The 15049-nt window shown below is 65.2% G+C and carries 13 protein-coding genes; 6 read left to right on the plus strand and 7 right to left on the minus strand.

The features are described from left to right. Nucleotides 1-39: 39 nt before the first annotated feature. Genes AB3X95_RS00470 through AB3X95_RS00495 form a run of 6 tightly spaced genes read right to left on the minus strand, consistent with a single transcriptional unit; the run spans nt 40 to nt 6130 of the window. Nucleotides 40-432, minus strand: coding sequence for a Na+/H+ antiporter subunit G (locus AB3X95_RS00470; protein WP_176123431.1), 393 nt, complete (start codon nt 430-432; stop codon nt 40-42). Nucleotides 433-440: 8 nt separating this feature from the next. Beyond that, nucleotides 441-716 (minus strand): K+/H+ antiporter subunit F, encoded by a 276-nt coding sequence (locus AB3X95_RS00475; RefSeq protein ID WP_008922284.1) that lies wholly within the window; start codon nt 714-716, stop codon nt 441-443. Then, entirely contained in the window at nt 710-1204 is a 495-nt protein-coding gene (locus tag AB3X95_RS00480; RefSeq protein ID WP_176123430.1) for a Na+/H+ antiporter subunit E, read from the minus strand. Before AB3X95_RS00480 ends, AB3X95_RS00475 begins: the two co-directional genes overlap by 7 nt. A gap of 2 nt (nt 1205-1206) precedes the next feature. Further along, nucleotides 1207-3000, minus strand: coding sequence for a monovalent cation/H+ antiporter subunit D (locus tag AB3X95_RS00485; protein WP_368620407.1), 1794 nt, complete (start codon nt 2998-3000; stop codon nt 1207-1209). Further along, nucleotides 2997-3329, minus strand: coding sequence for a Na+/H+ antiporter subunit C (locus AB3X95_RS00490; protein WP_184225532.1), 333 nt, complete (start codon nt 3327-3329; stop codon nt 2997-2999). Before AB3X95_RS00490 ends, AB3X95_RS00485 begins: the two co-directional genes overlap by 4 nt. Further along, nucleotides 3329-6130, minus strand: coding sequence for a monovalent cation/H+ antiporter subunit A (locus AB3X95_RS00495; protein ID WP_368620408.1), 2802 nt, complete (start codon nt 6128-6130; stop codon nt 3329-3331). Before AB3X95_RS00495 ends, AB3X95_RS00490 begins: the two co-directional genes overlap by 1 nt. Before the next feature lie 376 nt (nt 6131-6506). On the opposite strand from AB3X95_RS00495, the gene AB3X95_RS00500 reads away from it, so the two are divergent. The 4 genes from AB3X95_RS00500 (at nt 6507) to AB3X95_RS00515 (ending at nt 11231) form a co-directional block, all read left to right on the plus strand. Next, on the plus strand, nt 6507-7358 hold the full coding sequence (locus AB3X95_RS00500; RefSeq protein ID WP_368620409.1) for a class I SAM-dependent methyltransferase: 852 nt from the start codon (nt 6507-6509) through the stop codon (nt 7356-7358). Between the two features lie 75 nt (nt 7359-7433). After that, nucleotides 7434-8630 (plus strand): phytanoyl-CoA dioxygenase family protein, encoded by a 1197-nt coding sequence (locus AB3X95_RS00505; RefSeq protein WP_176123425.1) that lies wholly within the window; start codon nt 7434-7436, stop codon nt 8628-8630. A gap of 193 nt (nt 8631-8823) precedes the next feature. Next, nucleotides 8824-10086, plus strand: coding sequence for an MFS transporter (locus tag AB3X95_RS00510; RefSeq protein WP_368620410.1), 1263 nt, complete (start codon nt 8824-8826; stop codon nt 10084-10086). 59 nt (nt 10087-10145) lie between these two features. Then, complete coding sequence (locus tag AB3X95_RS00515) at nt 10146-11231, plus strand: asparaginase (protein WP_368620411.1); 1086 nt, start codon at nt 10146-10148, stop codon at nt 11229-11231. Between the two features lie 37 nt (nt 11232-11268). Here AB3X95_RS00515 and AB3X95_RS00520 read toward each other — a convergent pair whose 3' ends face one another. Next, on the minus strand, nt 11269-12261 hold the full coding sequence (locus AB3X95_RS00520; RefSeq protein WP_176109027.1) for a chemotaxis protein CheV: 993 nt from the start codon (nt 12259-12261) through the stop codon (nt 11269-11271). Between the two features lie 351 nt (nt 12262-12612). Between AB3X95_RS00520 and AB3X95_RS00525 the strand changes: the two genes are divergently transcribed. Next, nucleotides 12613-13188: a DUF4142 domain-containing protein gene (locus AB3X95_RS00525; RefSeq protein ID WP_368620412.1), complete on the plus strand. Its 576-nt coding sequence runs from the start codon at nt 12613-12615 to the stop codon at nt 13186-13188. Between the two features lie 103 nt (nt 13189-13291). Then, nucleotides 13292-15031: a tetratricopeptide repeat protein gene (locus AB3X95_RS00530; RefSeq protein ID WP_368620413.1), complete on the plus strand. Its 1740-nt coding sequence runs from the start codon at nt 13292-13294 to the stop codon at nt 15029-15031. Nucleotides 15032-15049: the final 18 nt, after the last annotated feature.

A 15049-nucleotide genomic window follows, 5' to 3' on the forward strand; every position in this document is an offset into this window, starting at 1 on the left:
CGCGCGGATCGTCACGAGAAGCGCGACGCCCGGCAAGCCTCACCTCTCGTCGTTCTCACGCAGGTCCCCCGTATCCCCCCGGTTTGCACTCGCCCCCGTGGCAGGTGGACGCCCCCGCGTCGCCCGCCACAGCGGCACCCCCTGCTGGGTTCCAGCCTTGGCCAGCATATGTGCACTGATCGGCGCGGTAAGAAACAGGAACGCCGGAATCAGCAACTCATGCAGGCTCGCGAAGTTGTTATGCGCGCTGAAATACACCACCGACGCGAGCACGATGCCACCCACACCGAGCGTGGTCGACTTGGTCGGACCGTGCAGCCGCATGAAAAAGTCAGGCAGTCGCGCGAGCCCGAGCGCCCCGATCAGCGTAAACAGACTGCCGACGAGCAACAGCAAACAAACGATCGCTTCGACAAAGGTTTCCATCGGCATACCTCACGCTAGTTGAGTTCGATGATGTCGCCGCGCTGCAGGTACTTGGTGAGCGCGACGGTGCCCACGAAACCCATCACCGCGATCAGCAACGCCACCTCGAAGAGAACCGTCGAGCGCAGGCTGATGCCGTACACGACGATCAACGCGATCGCATTGATGTTCAGCGTGTCGAGCGCGACGATGCGATCGGGCAGCGACGGACCGCGCACGAGGCGCCACAGCGTGAGCAGGAACGCGATGCCGAGGATCGCGAGCGAGATCGGAATCACGATGGCTAGCATGCGAAGATCTCCATCAAAGGGGCTTCATAACGGGACTTGATCAGCGCGATGAGCGCCGCTTCATCGTCGAGGTCGAGCACGTGCACGGTGAGGCGCGTGCGGTCGTCGCTGAGTTCGGCGCACAGCGTGCCGGGGCTCAGCGAGACCACGCTGATGAGCACCGTGAGCGCGATTTCGTGGGTGCTGTCGAGCGGCACTTCGATGAACGCCGGGCGCAGCCGCCTGATCGGGCCGAGCACGAGCAGTGCGACCTCGACGTTGGCCACGATGATGTCGACCAACACATGCCAGGCGAGACGCACGAGCAGCCGCGGCCGGCCGAAGCGCATCGGCCGCAGCCACAAGCCTTCGGCGACGCGAAAGGAGATCACGCAGCCGAGCACGGCGCCGAGCAGCAGATTGCCCGGCGAGACGTCGTTCATCAGCAGCACCCAGCAGATGATCAGCAACACGGTGAGCCACGGGTGGGGGAAGAGCCTTTTCAGCATCGTCAGTTCCCCTGAGCGTCGGCCGCGGTCGCGGCGGCCGCCGGTGGCGAAGATCGCGGCGCGGGCAGGATCGCGTGCACATAGGCGGCGCGATCGAATAGCTGCGCGGCGGTATCGGTGAGATAGTGCCGTACCGCGCCCGCGCCGAGCGTGATGGCCACGACGCAGCCGAGCAGGACCGCGCAGGCGGCGAGCTTCGCGTTGCTGCCGCGCGGCGCGTGCTCCTCTTTGCCTTCGGCGGCGCGCGCGGCCGGCGCAGCCCACATCAGGCGCGTGCCCGTGCGGCTCAGCGCGACGATCGACAGCAGGCCCGACAACAGTACGGCCGGCCACAGCACGCCTGCCGCGCCGGTCGGCGTCGCGGCCAGCACCATCGCCTTGCCGAGGAAACCCGACAGCGGCGGCAAGCCAGCGGCACCCACCGCGGCGATCAGATAGAGCAGCGCGGCAAGGTTCGACGGCCACGGTGCACGCGTGCGCGAGGCCGCGTCGGGCGGAGCTTCGGCTTCGGCGCGAGCCGGTTCTGCGGCTAGCGCGGCGAGCGCGCCGGTCGTTTCGACCAGCGGCGGCTGCACGCGCGCCTGCGTCGCCACCGCCTCGCCGTCGGGGTCGGGCGAGAAGACCGCCGCGGCCGCGTCGTCGAGAGCTTCGAGGGAGCCGGGCTCGATCGCATTGGTATCGGCATCGGCATCGGTGGAAACGGCTGGCTGGATGGCATGCGCGGTCGGAGCTTGCTCGGGTTCGAGCGTGTCGGCGAGCAGGAACAGCGCCCCTGTGCAGAGCGTCGTGCTGATCAGGTAGTAGAGCAGCGCGCTCCATGCAAGCGGCGTCTGTTGCGCGATCGCCGCGATCAGCAGCCCCACCGAAACCAGCACGAGATAGCCCGTCGTGGTCTTGAGACTCGACACCGCCAGCGCACCCAGCGCGCCGAACCCGATCGTCGCGATCGCGAGCCACCATGCCCACTGATGCATGAACGCATCGAGCACGCCGCCCGCTGCGCCGAATACGAGCGCGTCGCAGCGCAGCATCGCGTAGATGCCGACCTTGGTCATGATCGCGAACAGCGCGGCCACCGGGCCGATGGCGCTGCGGTAGGCCTGCGGCAACCAGAACGACATCGGAAACACGGCGGCCTTGAGGCCGAACACCAGCATCAGCGTCGCGCCCGCGAACTGCGCGAGCGGCAGCGTGTCGGGGTCGAGCCGCGCCAGACGTTCACCCATGTCGACCATGTTCAGCGTGCCCGTGACGCCGTAGAGCACGCCGATCGCGACAAGAAAGAACGACGAGCCGACCAGGTTCAGCAACAGATAGTGCAGTCCGTGGCGCACCCGTCGCGCGCCGCCACCATGCAGCAGCAGCGCGTACGACGCGATCAGCAGCAGCTCGAAGAACACGAACAGGTTGAAGAGATCGCCCGCGAGGAAGGCACCGTTCAGACCTATCAGCTCGAACTGGAACAGCGCGCGGAAATAGCGGCCGCGCCTCGCGTCCTCGCTCGATGTGCCGAGCAGGCAGCAGACCGCGAGCACGGCGGTGAGCACCAGCATCAGCGCGCCGAGCCGGTCGAGTTCCAGCACGATGCCGAACGGTGCGGGCCATGCGCCGAGCGCGTAGCTGGCGATCTCGCCTTGCGCGGCGCGCGCCATCAGCAGGCACGCGACGGGCAGCAGCGAAATGATGGCGAGCGCGTTCAGTGCACGCTGCAGGCGCTGAACGCGCAGCGGCAGCGCGACGATCACGCCAGCGGAAAAGAGCGGAATCAGGATCGGGAGCAGGAGGACGTGGTTCATTCGCCGCGCGTCTCCTCGCCATCGACGTGATCGTTGCCCGTGCTCGCGAACGAGCGCAGCGCGAGCACCACGGTGAAGGCCGTCATCGCGAAGCCGATCACGATAGCCGTCAGCACCAGTGCCTGCGGCACCGGGTCGACGTATTGCGCCCCCGCCGTAATGACCGCTGGTTTGCCGATCGCGAGCCGGCCCATGCCGAGCAGGAACAGGTTGATCGCATAAGAGAACAGCGTGATGCCGAGAATCACCGGCAACACGCGCGCGCACAGCAGCAGGTAGATGCCGCACGCGCAAAGCACGCCGATCGCGACGGCAAAAGCGGCTTCCATCAGCTTTTCTCCACGGACTGCATGTCCTTGTCGCGCACGCCGAGGTGCGAAACGATCGTGAGCGTCGTGCCGACCACCGCGCCCATCACGCCGAGATCGAACAGCATCGCCGTGGACAGTTCGATTTCGCCGATCAGCGGCACGTGCAGATGCCCGAACGCGCTGGTCAAGAACGGCTGGCCGAACGCGAGGCTGCCGAGCCCCGTGGCCGCGGCGATCAGAATGCCGAGGCCCGCGAGCGCGCGGTAGTTCAGGTGGATGCGCGACTCCGTCCACAGCACCCCGCTCGCGACGTACTGCAGCAATAGCGCGATCGAGACGATCAGCGACGCGATGAAGCCGCCGCCGGGCAGGTTGTGGCCGCGCAGGAACACGAACACGGCGACGAGCACGGTGAGCGGCAGCATCAGTCGCGCGAGGATCGCCAGCATCAGCGGATGCGATTGCGACGACCACGGCCGGCCGTCCGGCCCCGCCTCGGGCGACTTCAGGCGCAGCCCGCGCAGCAGCGCCTTGACGGCGAGCCCTGCGACTACGAGCACACTGATTTCGACCATCGTATCGAAGCCCCGGAAATCCACGAGGATCACGTTGACGACGTTGTGGCCGCCGCTGCCGGGCAGCGCGTTGGCGAGGAAGTACGGTGCGATGCCAGCCAGCGGCGCGCTCGTCATGATCCTGTACGACACGGCGCCGAGCAATGCGCCGCCCGCGAGCGCGAGCACGCCGTTGCGCAGCCGGACCGGGAGCGGCTCGACGGCGCGTTGCAGCGCGGGCAGGAAATAGACGGCCAGCACGAGCAGCAGGATCGTGACCACTTCGACGGAGATCTGCGTGAGCGCGAGATCGGGCGCGGAGAAGCGCACGAAGGCAAGCGACACGAGCAGCCCGCAGGTGCTCAGCATCACGAGTGCATAAAGCGTGCGCGCACGCACCAGCACTACGCCGACGGCGAGCAACGCCATCAGCACGAGGCCGGCAAGCGTGAACGGATCGGGTGGCAGGCGCGTGTAGTTGCCGCTCCACGTGTCGAGCGCGACGAGCGGCACGCCTGGCACGATCAGCATCGCCGCGATCAGCCATGCGAGGTAGGCCGGCAGCGAACGCGTCTCGAACACGCGCACGATCACGCCGGCGCTCTGTTCGAGACGCTGCACGAAGCGGTCGAAGATCTCGCTCGCGTTCAACTCGGTGAGCGCCGTGCGACGGTGGCGGAACGTATTGCGGCGCAGGAAAAAGAGCGCCGCGCCCGCCGCGAACGACACCACGCTCATCACGAGTGGTGTGTTGACGCCGTGCCACAGGCTCAGGCTGTAGTCGGGCAGCTTGCCGCCGAGCGTGATCCACGCGGCCGACTCGAGCAGCCTGCCGATGCTTTGCTGCGGGAACAGGCCGATCAGCAGGCACAGCGCCACCAGGATCTCGACCGGCAGCCTCATGAAGCGCGGCGCCTCGTGCGGCGGATAGTGCGGCAGGTCGCGCGGCGTCTCGCCGTCGAAGAACACGCCCCAGACGAAACGCAGCGAGTACGCCACGGACAGCGCCGCCGCCGCGATCGCGATGACCGGCACGGCGAGGTTCAGCGGCCCGAACATACTTTGCGCGAGCGTTTCGCCGAAGAACATTTCCTTCGACAGAAAGCCGTTGAGCAGCGGCACGCCGGCCATCGACAGCGACGCCACGCTCGCGAGCAAGGCCGTGTGCGGCATGTACCTGCGCAGGCCGCGCAGACGGCCCAGATCGCGCGTGCCCGTTTCGTGATCGACGATGCCCGCCGCCATGAAGAGCGACGCCTTGAACACCGCATGATTGACCGTGTGAAAGAGCGCGGCGACCGTCGACAGTTGAGTGTCGAGACCGAACAGCAGCACGATCAGGCCGAGATGGCTGATGGTCGAATAGGCGAGCAGGCCCTTCAGATCGCGCTGGATCAACGCCATCCCCGCGCCGCCGACGAGCGTGACAAGCCCGGCCACCGTCGCCGTGTACGCCCACAGGTGGGTGCCTTCGAAGACCGGATAGAGGCGCGCGAGCAGGAACACGCCGGCCTTCACCATCGTCGCCGAATGCAGATAGGCCGACACTGGCGTGGGTGCCGACATCGCGTGCGGCAGCCAGAAGTGGAAAGGAAACTGCGCGGACTTCGTGAACGCCGCGAATAGCGTGAGCAGCAGAATCGCCGGATAGAGCGGATCGTGCTGGACCTTGCCAAGCTGGGGGAGCACATCGTTCAGCTCATAGCTGCCGCATACGTGGCCGAGCAGCAGCACCGCCGCAAGCAGCGCGAGCCCGCCCGCGCCGGTGATGGTGAGCGCCATGCGCGCGCCGCGCCTCGCGTCGGGCCGCGATGGCCAGAAGCCGATCAGCAGGAACGACACGAGGCTCGTCAGTTCCCAGAAGATGACGAGCAGCAGCAGGTTGTTCGACAGCACGATGCCGAGCATCGCGCCCATGAAGAGCAGAAGCTGCAGGTACAGACGCGGCAACGTATCGCTGCCGGCGAGGTAGTAGCTGGCGTAAATGAAGATCAGCAGGCCGATCGCAAGTACGAGCAACGCGAACATGAACGACAGGCCGTCGAGACGCAGCGACAGCGCGAGGCCGATGTCGGGCACCCACTGATGGCGCCATTGCAGCACGTCGCGGTCGGCCATGCCCACGCGTTCGCTGAGCAGCAGCGCGCAGCCGAACAGCGCCGTCGCGAACGCGATCCAGGTGCTGAGCGCGGCGGCGCGCCGCCTCGTGAGCGCGATGAGCGCCGCGGCCATGAATGGAAGTAGGACGAGCCACGCCAATACCATTCGATGCCCTCCGGGAGTTCGAGTGTCAGGCGGTGTCGCTGGCCGGTGGGAGTGGGCCGGAGTGCCGCCTGCCGGACGGCTGCCCACGGGGCACAATCATAGCCGCAAACAGACCGGCAGTTCACATCGATCCATGAAGCATAAATATACGCAGTGCGAAGCGCGCGGCGATCCCGACGGATGTCAAATCATGTCCATTAATGCGGACGCGCGTTCGATTTGACACCCGCTTGCGTGACATGCGGCGCGCGAATGCGAGGTTTGCGTGATTTATCGCCTGAGCGTGCCATAATCGGCAAACTTGACGACCGATCGAGGCGCCAAATTGAAAGGAACTGAACTGGATCTGTATGCAACGGAAGAGCCAGGCCATACTTTGGCTTTCAATCTTTTCGATGGCACGTGGGTGTCCGATGTGCCGGGCTATGGTTTAGGTATGGCGCCCCATTTCGACGATGGGCGTCTTCACTGGTTCGAGACGATGTGCGGCGGCTTTTCCGGAAAAAGCGTGCTCGAACTCGGCCCGATGGAAGGCGGCCATACGTTCATGATGGCCAAAGCCGGCGCTTCACGTGTCCTTGCAATCGAGGCGAATTCGAAATCTTTTCTGAAATGCCTGCTCGTGCAGAATGCATTGAAGTTCAATGCCGAATTCATGTATGGCGATTTCAGAGAATTGCTGAAAAAGCGCGATCAGCGATTCGATCTGATTCTTGCGAGCGGCGTCCTCTATCACATGACCGATCCGGTATCACTGCTGGAAGATATGGCGTATGCGTCGGACTCGATCTGCATCTGGACGCACTATTACGACGCCGAAGTCGTGCGCACGAATGCGAACTTGCGGACGCACTTCGATCCGACGCCGACCATCTCGGAGTTTCGTGGACGCGAAGTCCATCTGCACCGACACAGTTATCTCGACAGCATCAACAACGCAAAATTCATCGGCGGGAGTGCTCCGCAAGTCAACTGGATGACCCGCGAAAGCCTGATGGCGGTCCTCGACGCGCTGGGTATGACCGTGGTCGTCGGCATGGACGATCGCGATCGACATCCGGCCGGCCCGTCGATTCTGCTTTATGCCGCTCACATTCCGCATTTCGACGAGGCGCAATATCTTCAGCGCAACCCCGACGTAGCAGAAGCCGTTGCGCAAAAGCACATCAGCTCTGGCGCGGAACACTACATCCGTTATGGCCGTACGGAAGGGCGCTCGTTCGGGTGACCGACACCGCACCGCCCGCGTCCTGTGCAAGCCAGGTACCCTGAAACGCTAACCCGGAAGGTTTCCCGATACAACATGAACACTCTCGAGACTCAGCGATTTTTCGATAAGCCCGTCGTCGCGGACGTTCCGATCGACAGTCAGACCCAGGTCTTCAAATTCGAAAAATTTCCCGCGGCGGGCCCGGTTCCCTGGCTCGATCGACCGGATGCGCTGGAGCGGGTCGCCGAGTTGTTGTCCCAAGGTGTAATCAGCGAGCAGGAAGCCGAATGGTGCCGGAAATGGGTCAGCGACGGCTATCTGATCATTGAAGGCTTCTTCGGGCACGAACAGCTCGATGCGACGTGGCAAGCCTACGAAAACGCGATCGCCGACGGCACGCTGCGGCCGCCGCACGAGCCGCTTTTCGAAGGCGATACGCTGCCTGGGCGCACGCTGAATCCGCATTTCAACGTGCCCGCGATTCGCGACATGCTGTTCGATGCGCGCATGAACGAGATCGTGGGCTTGCTGCTGGGCGCGAAATCGGCGCCGTTCCAGACGATCGGCGGTCACAAGAGCAGCGAGCAACTCGAGCATTCCGATTCGATTCACATGTCGACCTATCCGAACGGGTATCTGGTCGCGAACTGGATCGCCTTCGAGGATATCCATCCGGACTCGGGGCCTCTCGTTTATCACCCCGGCACGCACAAGCTGCCGTATCTGATGTCGACAGAATTGGGCATGCCGTTCGGTTGCGGTTATTCCGCTTATCACGACATCTACGAACCCGCGATTCAGAAGCTGATCGCCGACCATTCGGCGGGCCCGAAGTACTTCTATCCGAAGAAGGGCGATGTGCTGTTGTGGCATGCGAACCTGCTGCACGGAGGCAGCAAGATGCGCGATCCGGAGCACGTGAGCCGCAAGGCGCTGGTTTGCCATTTCTTCGCGGACGGCTGTCTGTGCTATCACGACCTGACCGGCATGCCGTCGAGCCTGACGCCAATCGTCGACTTCGACGGCGAGGCGTATCTCGACGCCAATCCGGACGTCGCGGCGAGCGGCGGCAATGCGTTGCAGCATTACATCTACTACGGCCGATTCGAAGGGCGTCCGTTGAGCAGCGCCGAATCGTTTCAGCGCAAGGCGCGGCTTGCCCAACTGCCCGAGGGTTTCGATCCGAAGCTTTACCTCGAAGCGAATCCCGACGTCGCCGCGGCGGGCGTCGACCCCGTCGATCACTTCGTCGAGTTCGGCCGCGCGGAAGGCCGGCCCCTGCACCCCTGAGTCATGCGTGGCGCCGAAGCAGGCGAGGGCGGCCTGCTTCGTTCGAGCGTGCCGGCCCCGGCACGGGCCGCCCCATCGCCTCCGATCACGCCGCCGCCCGTGCCCGCCGCCTTTCTGCACGCTCCCCGATCTTGCTCTAAACTAGCGGCCGCCCAATCCACGCTCCGATGCACCCCGTCACGAGCAACAATCGATGCCCCCAGCCTCCACCGATCCCGCCGATTCCCCGCATTTCAGCCTGCCGAAACACCCGCCGTTCCAGCGTTTCTGGTGCACCCGCATCCTGTCGTCGCTGTCGTTCCAGATGCTCGCCGTCGCGATGGGCTGGCATGTCTACGCGCTCACGCATAGCGCGTTCGCACTTGGCCTCGTCGGTCTCGCGCAGTTCCTGCCGATGTTCCTGCTGACGCTCGTCGTCGGTCATGTCGCCGATCGTTACGATCGGCGCCGCATCGCCGCCGTCTGTCAGAGCCTCGAAAGCGTCGCTGCATTGCTGTTCGCGATCGGCACCTTCAGCGGCTGGATCAGCGCGCCGGTGATCTACGTGCTGGCTGCCTGCGTGGGCGCGTCGCGCGCGTTCGAATCGCCGGCCGTGTCGTCGCTGCTGCCGGCCGTCGTGCCGCGCGGCTATCTGCCCAAAGCGACCGCATGGTCCACGTCCGCCAATCAGACCGCGCAGATCGCCGGGCCGGCGCTCGGTGGTCTGCTGTACGGCATCGGCCCCGGTGCCGCTTATCTCGCGTGCACGCTGTCGTTCGCGGCCGCGGCGGCGTCGGTGTGGAGCATTCCGCTGCAAGTGAAGCCGGCGAGTCGCGCGCCCGTCACGCTCGAATCGATCTTTTCGGGCATCGCGTTCATTCGCCGCGAGCCGGTGATTCTCGGCGCGCTGTCGCTCGATCTGTTCGCGGTGCTGTTCGGCGGCGCGACCGCGTTGCTGCCGATCTTCGCGCGCGACGTGCTGCACGCGGGCCCGATCGGTCTTGGCCTGCTGCGCTCGGGCACGGCGATCGGCGCGCTCGCGGGCACGATCTGGCTCGCGCATTTTCCATTGCGCAACCGGCCCGGCGCAGCGATGTTCGGCGGCGTGATCGCGTTCGGCATCGCGACGATCGTGTTCGGGCTGTCGCATCAGTTCCTCGTGTCGCTGCTCGCGCTGATGGTGCTCGGTGCGTCCGACACGATCAGCGTGGTGGTGCGGCTGTCGCTCGTGCAACTGCGCACGCCCGATGAAATGCTCGGCCGCGTCAGCGCGGTCAATTCGCTGTTCATCGGGACGTCGAATCAATTGGGCGAGTTCGAATCGGGCCTGACTGCCGGATGGTGGGGCGCGCAGCCGGCCGTGCTGGTCGGCGGTGTCGCGACGATCGCGATCGCGCTGTTGTGGATGCGGTTCTTTCCCGAACTGCGGCACACCCGCACGCTCGAGCGAGAAGAAGCGCTCGCGGCGAGCGCCTGATCGATTGCCGGGCCTTGGGCGCCATCGCCCGATCAATAAACGACGCGGAGACGATACCGATGAGCCGATCCGAACTGCACCCCGCCGCGCCGGTCGCGGCGACGATCTATCGCGGCGAGTCCGTCGAGAACACGCATCTGGCGCATGTCGCGGTCGTCGATGCGGACGGCCGTCTGCTGTATTCGTTCGGCGACGCTGCGCGCGTCACGCTCGCGCGTTCCGCGGCGAAGCCGGCCCAGGCGCTCGCGGTGCTCGAAACCGGCGCGCTCGAACGTTGCGGTTTCGACGAAGCCGATCTCGCGCTGATGTGCGCATCGCACAGCAGCGAGCCGCGTCATATCGAACGCACGCGCGCGATGCTCGCGAAAGCGCAGGCGAGCGAGGCCAATCTGCGTTGCGGCGGTCATCCGCCGTTGTCGGATGCGGTGTATGTCGACTGGATCCGGCGCGGCTTTACGCCCACCGGCGTGTGCAGCAACTGTTCGGGCAAGCATGCGGGCATGCTGGCCGGCGCGCGGTCGATCGGGGCGGCGCTCGCCGGCTATGAACTGCCCGCGCATCCGTTGCAGGTGCGCGTGAAGCAGACGGTCGCGAGCGTGTGCGACCTGCCGGACGACGGCGTGCAATGGGCGATCGACGGCTGCAATCTGCCGACCCCGGCGTTTGCGCTCGACCGGCTCGCACGTCTGTTCGCGAAGCTCGCGGCGGCGCAGGATCGACACGAAGCCGGAGCAGCCGCGACGCCGCCGCGCACGGCCGCGCTCGCGCGCATCTATCGCGCGATGACGTCGTACCCGGAACTGGTCGGCGGGGAAGGGCGCTTCTGCACGCTGCTGATGCGGGCGTTCGGTGGCGCGCTGGTCGGCAAGGTCGGCGCGGACGGCAGCTATGCGATCGGCGTGCGCGCGTCGCGGCAAACCGCGCGGCTGGGTGCGAAGGGCGCGCTAGGCATCGCGCTGAAGATCGAGGACGGCAATGCCGCCGCGCTCTACGCGGTCACTGCCGAGTTGCTCGCGGTGCTCGATATCGGCACGCCTGAACAACGCGCGACGCTCGACGGCTTTCATGCGCCGAAGCGGCTCAACACGATGGGCGTCGAGATCGGCCGGATGGATTTCTCGATCGAGCTGGCCGCGCATCGTTGAGCGCGGCGATCCGCTTCACTGCTGGGCACGCGAGACCTCAAGCCGCCGTCGCTTTCGCCGGCGCGCAGCCCAGCGCTTGACGGATCGCATCGGCGAGCTCGCTCGCCGCGAACTTCGGGACATAGCCGTTCGCGCCCGCGTTCTTCACATGCGCCTCGTTCGCCGCGCCCGTCAGGGACGAGTGGATGAGCACCGGAATATCGCGCGTGCGTGCGTCCGCCTTGATCTGGCGCGTCAGCATGAAGCCGTCCATCTCCGGCATCTCCAGATCGGTCAATACGAGAGCGATGGTGTCTTTCGCGCGCACGCCTTTTTGCTGCGCTTCGCGTGCGACCTGCTGCAGCGTTTGCCACGCTTCCTCGCCGGTCTTCGTCATGATGTAGTCGGCGCCGATCGCGGTGAGCGCCTGCTCGATCAGCTTGCGCGCGAAGCCGGAGTCGTCGGCGGCAAGGATCTTCGCGCCGCGGCGGATGCCGAGCGCTTCACCTACCGAGGCCGGATCGACGCTCGGATGCTGCGACGGGAACACGTCGCGCAACACCTGTTCGACGTCGATCACCTGAGCGAGCCGCGAGTCGCCGGTATTGCCGTCGATGCGCGCGATGCTCGTGACGAGCTTGCCGCCCGCCGAGCCATCGGCCGACAGCACCTGGTTCCATTCGAGCCGCACGATCTCGTCGACTTCCTCGACCGCGAAGGCCTGCGTCGAACGCGCGAATTCGGTGACCAGCAGGATGTTCAGGCCGCGCGTCGGCTCGCAGCCCATCAGCCGCGGCAGGTCGATCACGGGGATGATCTGCCCGCGAATGTCGACCGCGCCCATCACGTACGGCGACGATCCGGCGATCGGCGTGATGGTCGGCATCGTCGAGATTTCGCGCACCTTGAACACGTTGATCCCATACAGCTCGTGCGCGTCGCTGTCCGGCACGTGGCCGAGGCGGTATAGCAGCAGCTCGAATTTGTTGGAACTCGTCAGGTTGCTGCGTTCGGTGTGGCGCTCGTGATTGGCACGGTGGTCGTCTGCCATCGGAATCGTTCTCCAGAGTTGCGGTGCTGAGCGGTGCTAAGCGGTGCCTGTCTCTGGTTATCGGCGTCGATGGCGAAAAATTCAGCACTGCGTCGCAGTGGCGAGCGGCGCGCGTGATTCACGTCAATAAGGCAAACGTGTGCGCATTCATATGAGGGTTACCTAAGGTTACAGAAGCGACAGCAGCGTTTCACCTGCCAGACGGCATGGCTTCTAGAATCGGCAGCGATGAAAGCGTGGCGCCCCGCTGGGCTCGCAAGCAGTCCGCAGCGTTTTGCATCGCACGCTCTGTTCGCGGCGCACACGTGTCCTTCGTTTTGCTTTCAGATGCTTTCACCTCAAGGAGAACGTATGATCCGCCTGCCTTCCGTCCCTTCGGTCGCTTTGGCCCGCATCGCCGCCGCTGCCTGCTTCGGCGGTCTTCTGACGGCCGCCTCGGTGGCCAGCGCGCAGAGCGCCGCGCCCGCGGCCGCAGTCCGCCTGCATGCGGCCGATCAGACATTCGTCGCCGACGGCACCAAAGCCGTCGCGACGCAGCGCGACGCCGCGCGTATCGCCACCGCGCGTTCGGCCGATCGCGACGTGAAGGCGTTCGCCGAGCGCGTGTCGGATGACGACGCGAAGATCACCGACGCATTGCGGGCGGCGAGTCCGCGCGGTGTCGACGTGCCGAAGAACGATCCCGATGAGGCCGTGCTAGCGAGCATCAACAATCTGCGCGGCGCCGACTTCGACAAGAGGTATATCGAGCAGGTCGCGCTCGCCGGCGAGCAGAAAGCGTTGTCCGCGTTCCAGGCGGAAATCGCCTCGGGTCGCGACGAGAAGTTGAGGACCGCGGCGAAAGAGGCGCTGCCGACGATCCAGCAGCACTACGCGATGGCGCAGGAACTCGCGAAGCGCAAGCATCTGTCCGTGGCCGCGCAATAAGCAGCGTCACGTCGCGACGCGGCGGCGGTACTTCGAATACAGGCTTTTCAGCGATAATCGTGCGCTTTATCCGACGATTCTTCGCGCCTTTTCCAGGTACCGCATGAGCAAGCAAGCCAGTCTGCCGCAACAGTTGGACCATCTGCTTCGACAAGCCGTCGCGCTTCAACAGAACGGCGCGCTCGTCGAAGCAGAAGAAATGTATCGCGAGATTCTCGAACTGAAGCCGAAACACGGCGACGCGTTGCGCTGGCTCGGCGAACTCGCGCTGCAAACGGGCCGCTTGCAGGAAGGCGTCGATCTTCTGAAGAAGGCGCTCGCTGTGAACGCGAGACAGCCGGCCGTGCATTCGAATCTCGCCTATGCGCTGAACGCGTTGCAGCGTCATGACGAAGCGCTTGCGTGCGCCGAGCGGGCGCTCGTGATGCAGCCGAAATTCGCCGATGCATTGAACAATCGCGGCAACGCATTGGCGGCGCTGCACCGTCCGCTTGAAGCGCTCGCGAGCTATGAGCGCGCGCTTTCTATCGCGCCGGAGTTCGCGCCGGCCTGGAACAATCGCGCATGCGTGCTGCGCGATCTCGGCCGTTATACCGATGCACTCGATAGCTGCGACCGGGCGCTCGCATTGCAGCCTGGCTATCCGGATGCGTGGAGCAATCGCGGCAACGTGCTCGGCGATCTGAACCAGCCGCACGAAGCAGAGCGCTGCTACCAGCGCGCGCTGGAACTTTCGCCTGGTTTCGTCGATGCATGGAATAACCTCGGTCTCGCGCAGATCGATCTGAATCAGCGCGAACAGGCGTTGTCGAGCTATCAGCGCGCGCTTGCGTTGAATCCGGCGTCGGTCGAAACGCATTGGAACCAGGCGCTGTGCCTGCTGCAAATGGGCCGCTTCGAGAGCGGCTGGCGCGAATACGAATGGCGTTGGGAGCGTAGCCGCATCAAGGCCGGCCGGCGCGCGTTCGCGCAGCCGCTGTGGCTCGGCGATTTTGCGCTCGACGGCAAAACGATCTTGCTGCATGCGGAACAGGGCCTCGGCGACACGCTGCAATTCTGTCGCTATGCGACGCTGGTTGCGAAGCTTGGCGCGAAGGTCGTGCTCGAAGTGCCGGGTCCGTTGTTGCGGCTGCTGTCGACGCTCGATGGTGTCGATCAGTTGATCGAAGCGGGCCAGCCATTGCCGCCGTTCGATTGTCATTGCCCGTTGCTGAGCTTGCCGCTTGCGTTCAGCACCAACGAAGCGAGCATTCCGGCAGCCACACCGTATCTTTTTGCGCAGCCAGCGGCCGTCGGCGAATGGCGCGAGCGTATCGAACCGCACGGCAACACCAATGCGGATGGCAACGCAATCAAACCGCTGAATGTCGGCCTCGTGTGGGCCGGCGAGAACCGCGCGCAGGTCGCGGAACTGCGCAAGATCGATGCGCGTCGCTCGCTCGCGTTCGAGCAATTCGCGCCGCTCCTCGACGTGCCGAACGTGCGCTTCTTCAGCGTGCAGAAGGGCGCGGCCGCAGCGCAACTCGCCGAAAGCGCCTACCGTGAACGCGTCGCCGATTACACGGAGCTGCTGCACGATTTCGCCGATACCGCCGCGCTCGTCGCCAGTCTGGATCTGGTGATTTCGGTCGACACGTCCACCGCGCATCTGGCCGGCGCGCTCGACAAACCGGTCTGGATTCTGAACCGCTTCGACACATGCTGGCGCTGGCTGCTCGAACGCAGCGACACGCCGTGGTATCCGTCCGCGCGTCTATTCCGTCAACCGCAGCTCGGCGCCTGGAAAAGCGTGATCGACGCCGTGCGTGATGCATTGGCCGATCTGAGCGCGTCGCTTTCATGACGCCTTCTCGCCGACGCG

It is taken from the genome of Paraburkholderia sp. BR13444 (assembly GCF_040948755.1).
Lineage (GTDB): Bacteria > Pseudomonadota > Gammaproteobacteria > Burkholderiales > Burkholderiaceae > Paraburkholderia > Paraburkholderia youngii.

What these genes read in the sequence shown, in the direction of transcription:
- AB3X95_RS00470 (WP_176123431.1), bottom strand. Translation starts at nt 432, where the DNA reads ATGCCGATGGAAACCTTTGTCGAAGCGATCGTTTGTTTGCTGTTGCTC.
- AB3X95_RS00475 (WP_008922284.1), bottom strand. Translation starts at nt 716, where the DNA reads ATGCTAGCCATCGTGATTCCGATCTCGCTCGCGATCCTCGGCATCGCG.
- AB3X95_RS00480 (WP_176123430.1), bottom strand. Translation starts at nt 1,204, where the DNA reads ATGCTGAAAAGGCTCTTCCCCCACCCGTGGCTCACCGTGTTGCTGATC.
- AB3X95_RS00485 (WP_368620407.1), bottom strand. Translation starts at nt 3,000, where the DNA reads ATGAACCACGTCCTCCTGCTCCCGATCCTGATTCCGCTCTTTTCCGCT.
- AB3X95_RS00490 (WP_184225532.1), bottom strand. Translation starts at nt 3,329, where the DNA reads ATGGAAGCCGCTTTTGCCGTCGCGATCGGCGTGCTTTGCGCGTGCGGC.
- AB3X95_RS00495 (WP_368620408.1), bottom strand. Translation starts at nt 6,130, where the DNA reads ATGGTATTGGCGTGGCTCGTCCTACTTCCATTCATGGCCGCGGCGCTC.
- AB3X95_RS00505 (WP_176123425.1), top strand. Translation starts at nt 7,434, where the DNA reads ATGAACACTCTCGAGACTCAGCGATTTTTCGATAAGCCCGTCGTCGCG.
- AB3X95_RS00510 (WP_368620410.1), top strand. Translation starts at nt 8,824, where the DNA reads ATGCCCCCAGCCTCCACCGATCCCGCCGATTCCCCGCATTTCAGCCTG.
- AB3X95_RS00515 (WP_368620411.1), top strand. Translation starts at nt 10,146, where the DNA reads ATGAGCCGATCCGAACTGCACCCCGCCGCGCCGGTCGCGGCGACGATC.
- AB3X95_RS00520 (WP_176109027.1), bottom strand. Translation starts at nt 12,261, where the DNA reads ATGGCAGACGACCACCGTGCCAATCACGAGCGCCACACCGAACGCAGC.
- AB3X95_RS00525 (WP_368620412.1), top strand. Translation starts at nt 12,613, where the DNA reads ATGATCCGCCTGCCTTCCGTCCCTTCGGTCGCTTTGGCCCGCATCGCC.
- AB3X95_RS00530 (WP_368620413.1), top strand. Translation starts at nt 13,292, where the DNA reads ATGAGCAAGCAAGCCAGTCTGCCGCAACAGTTGGACCATCTGCTTCGA.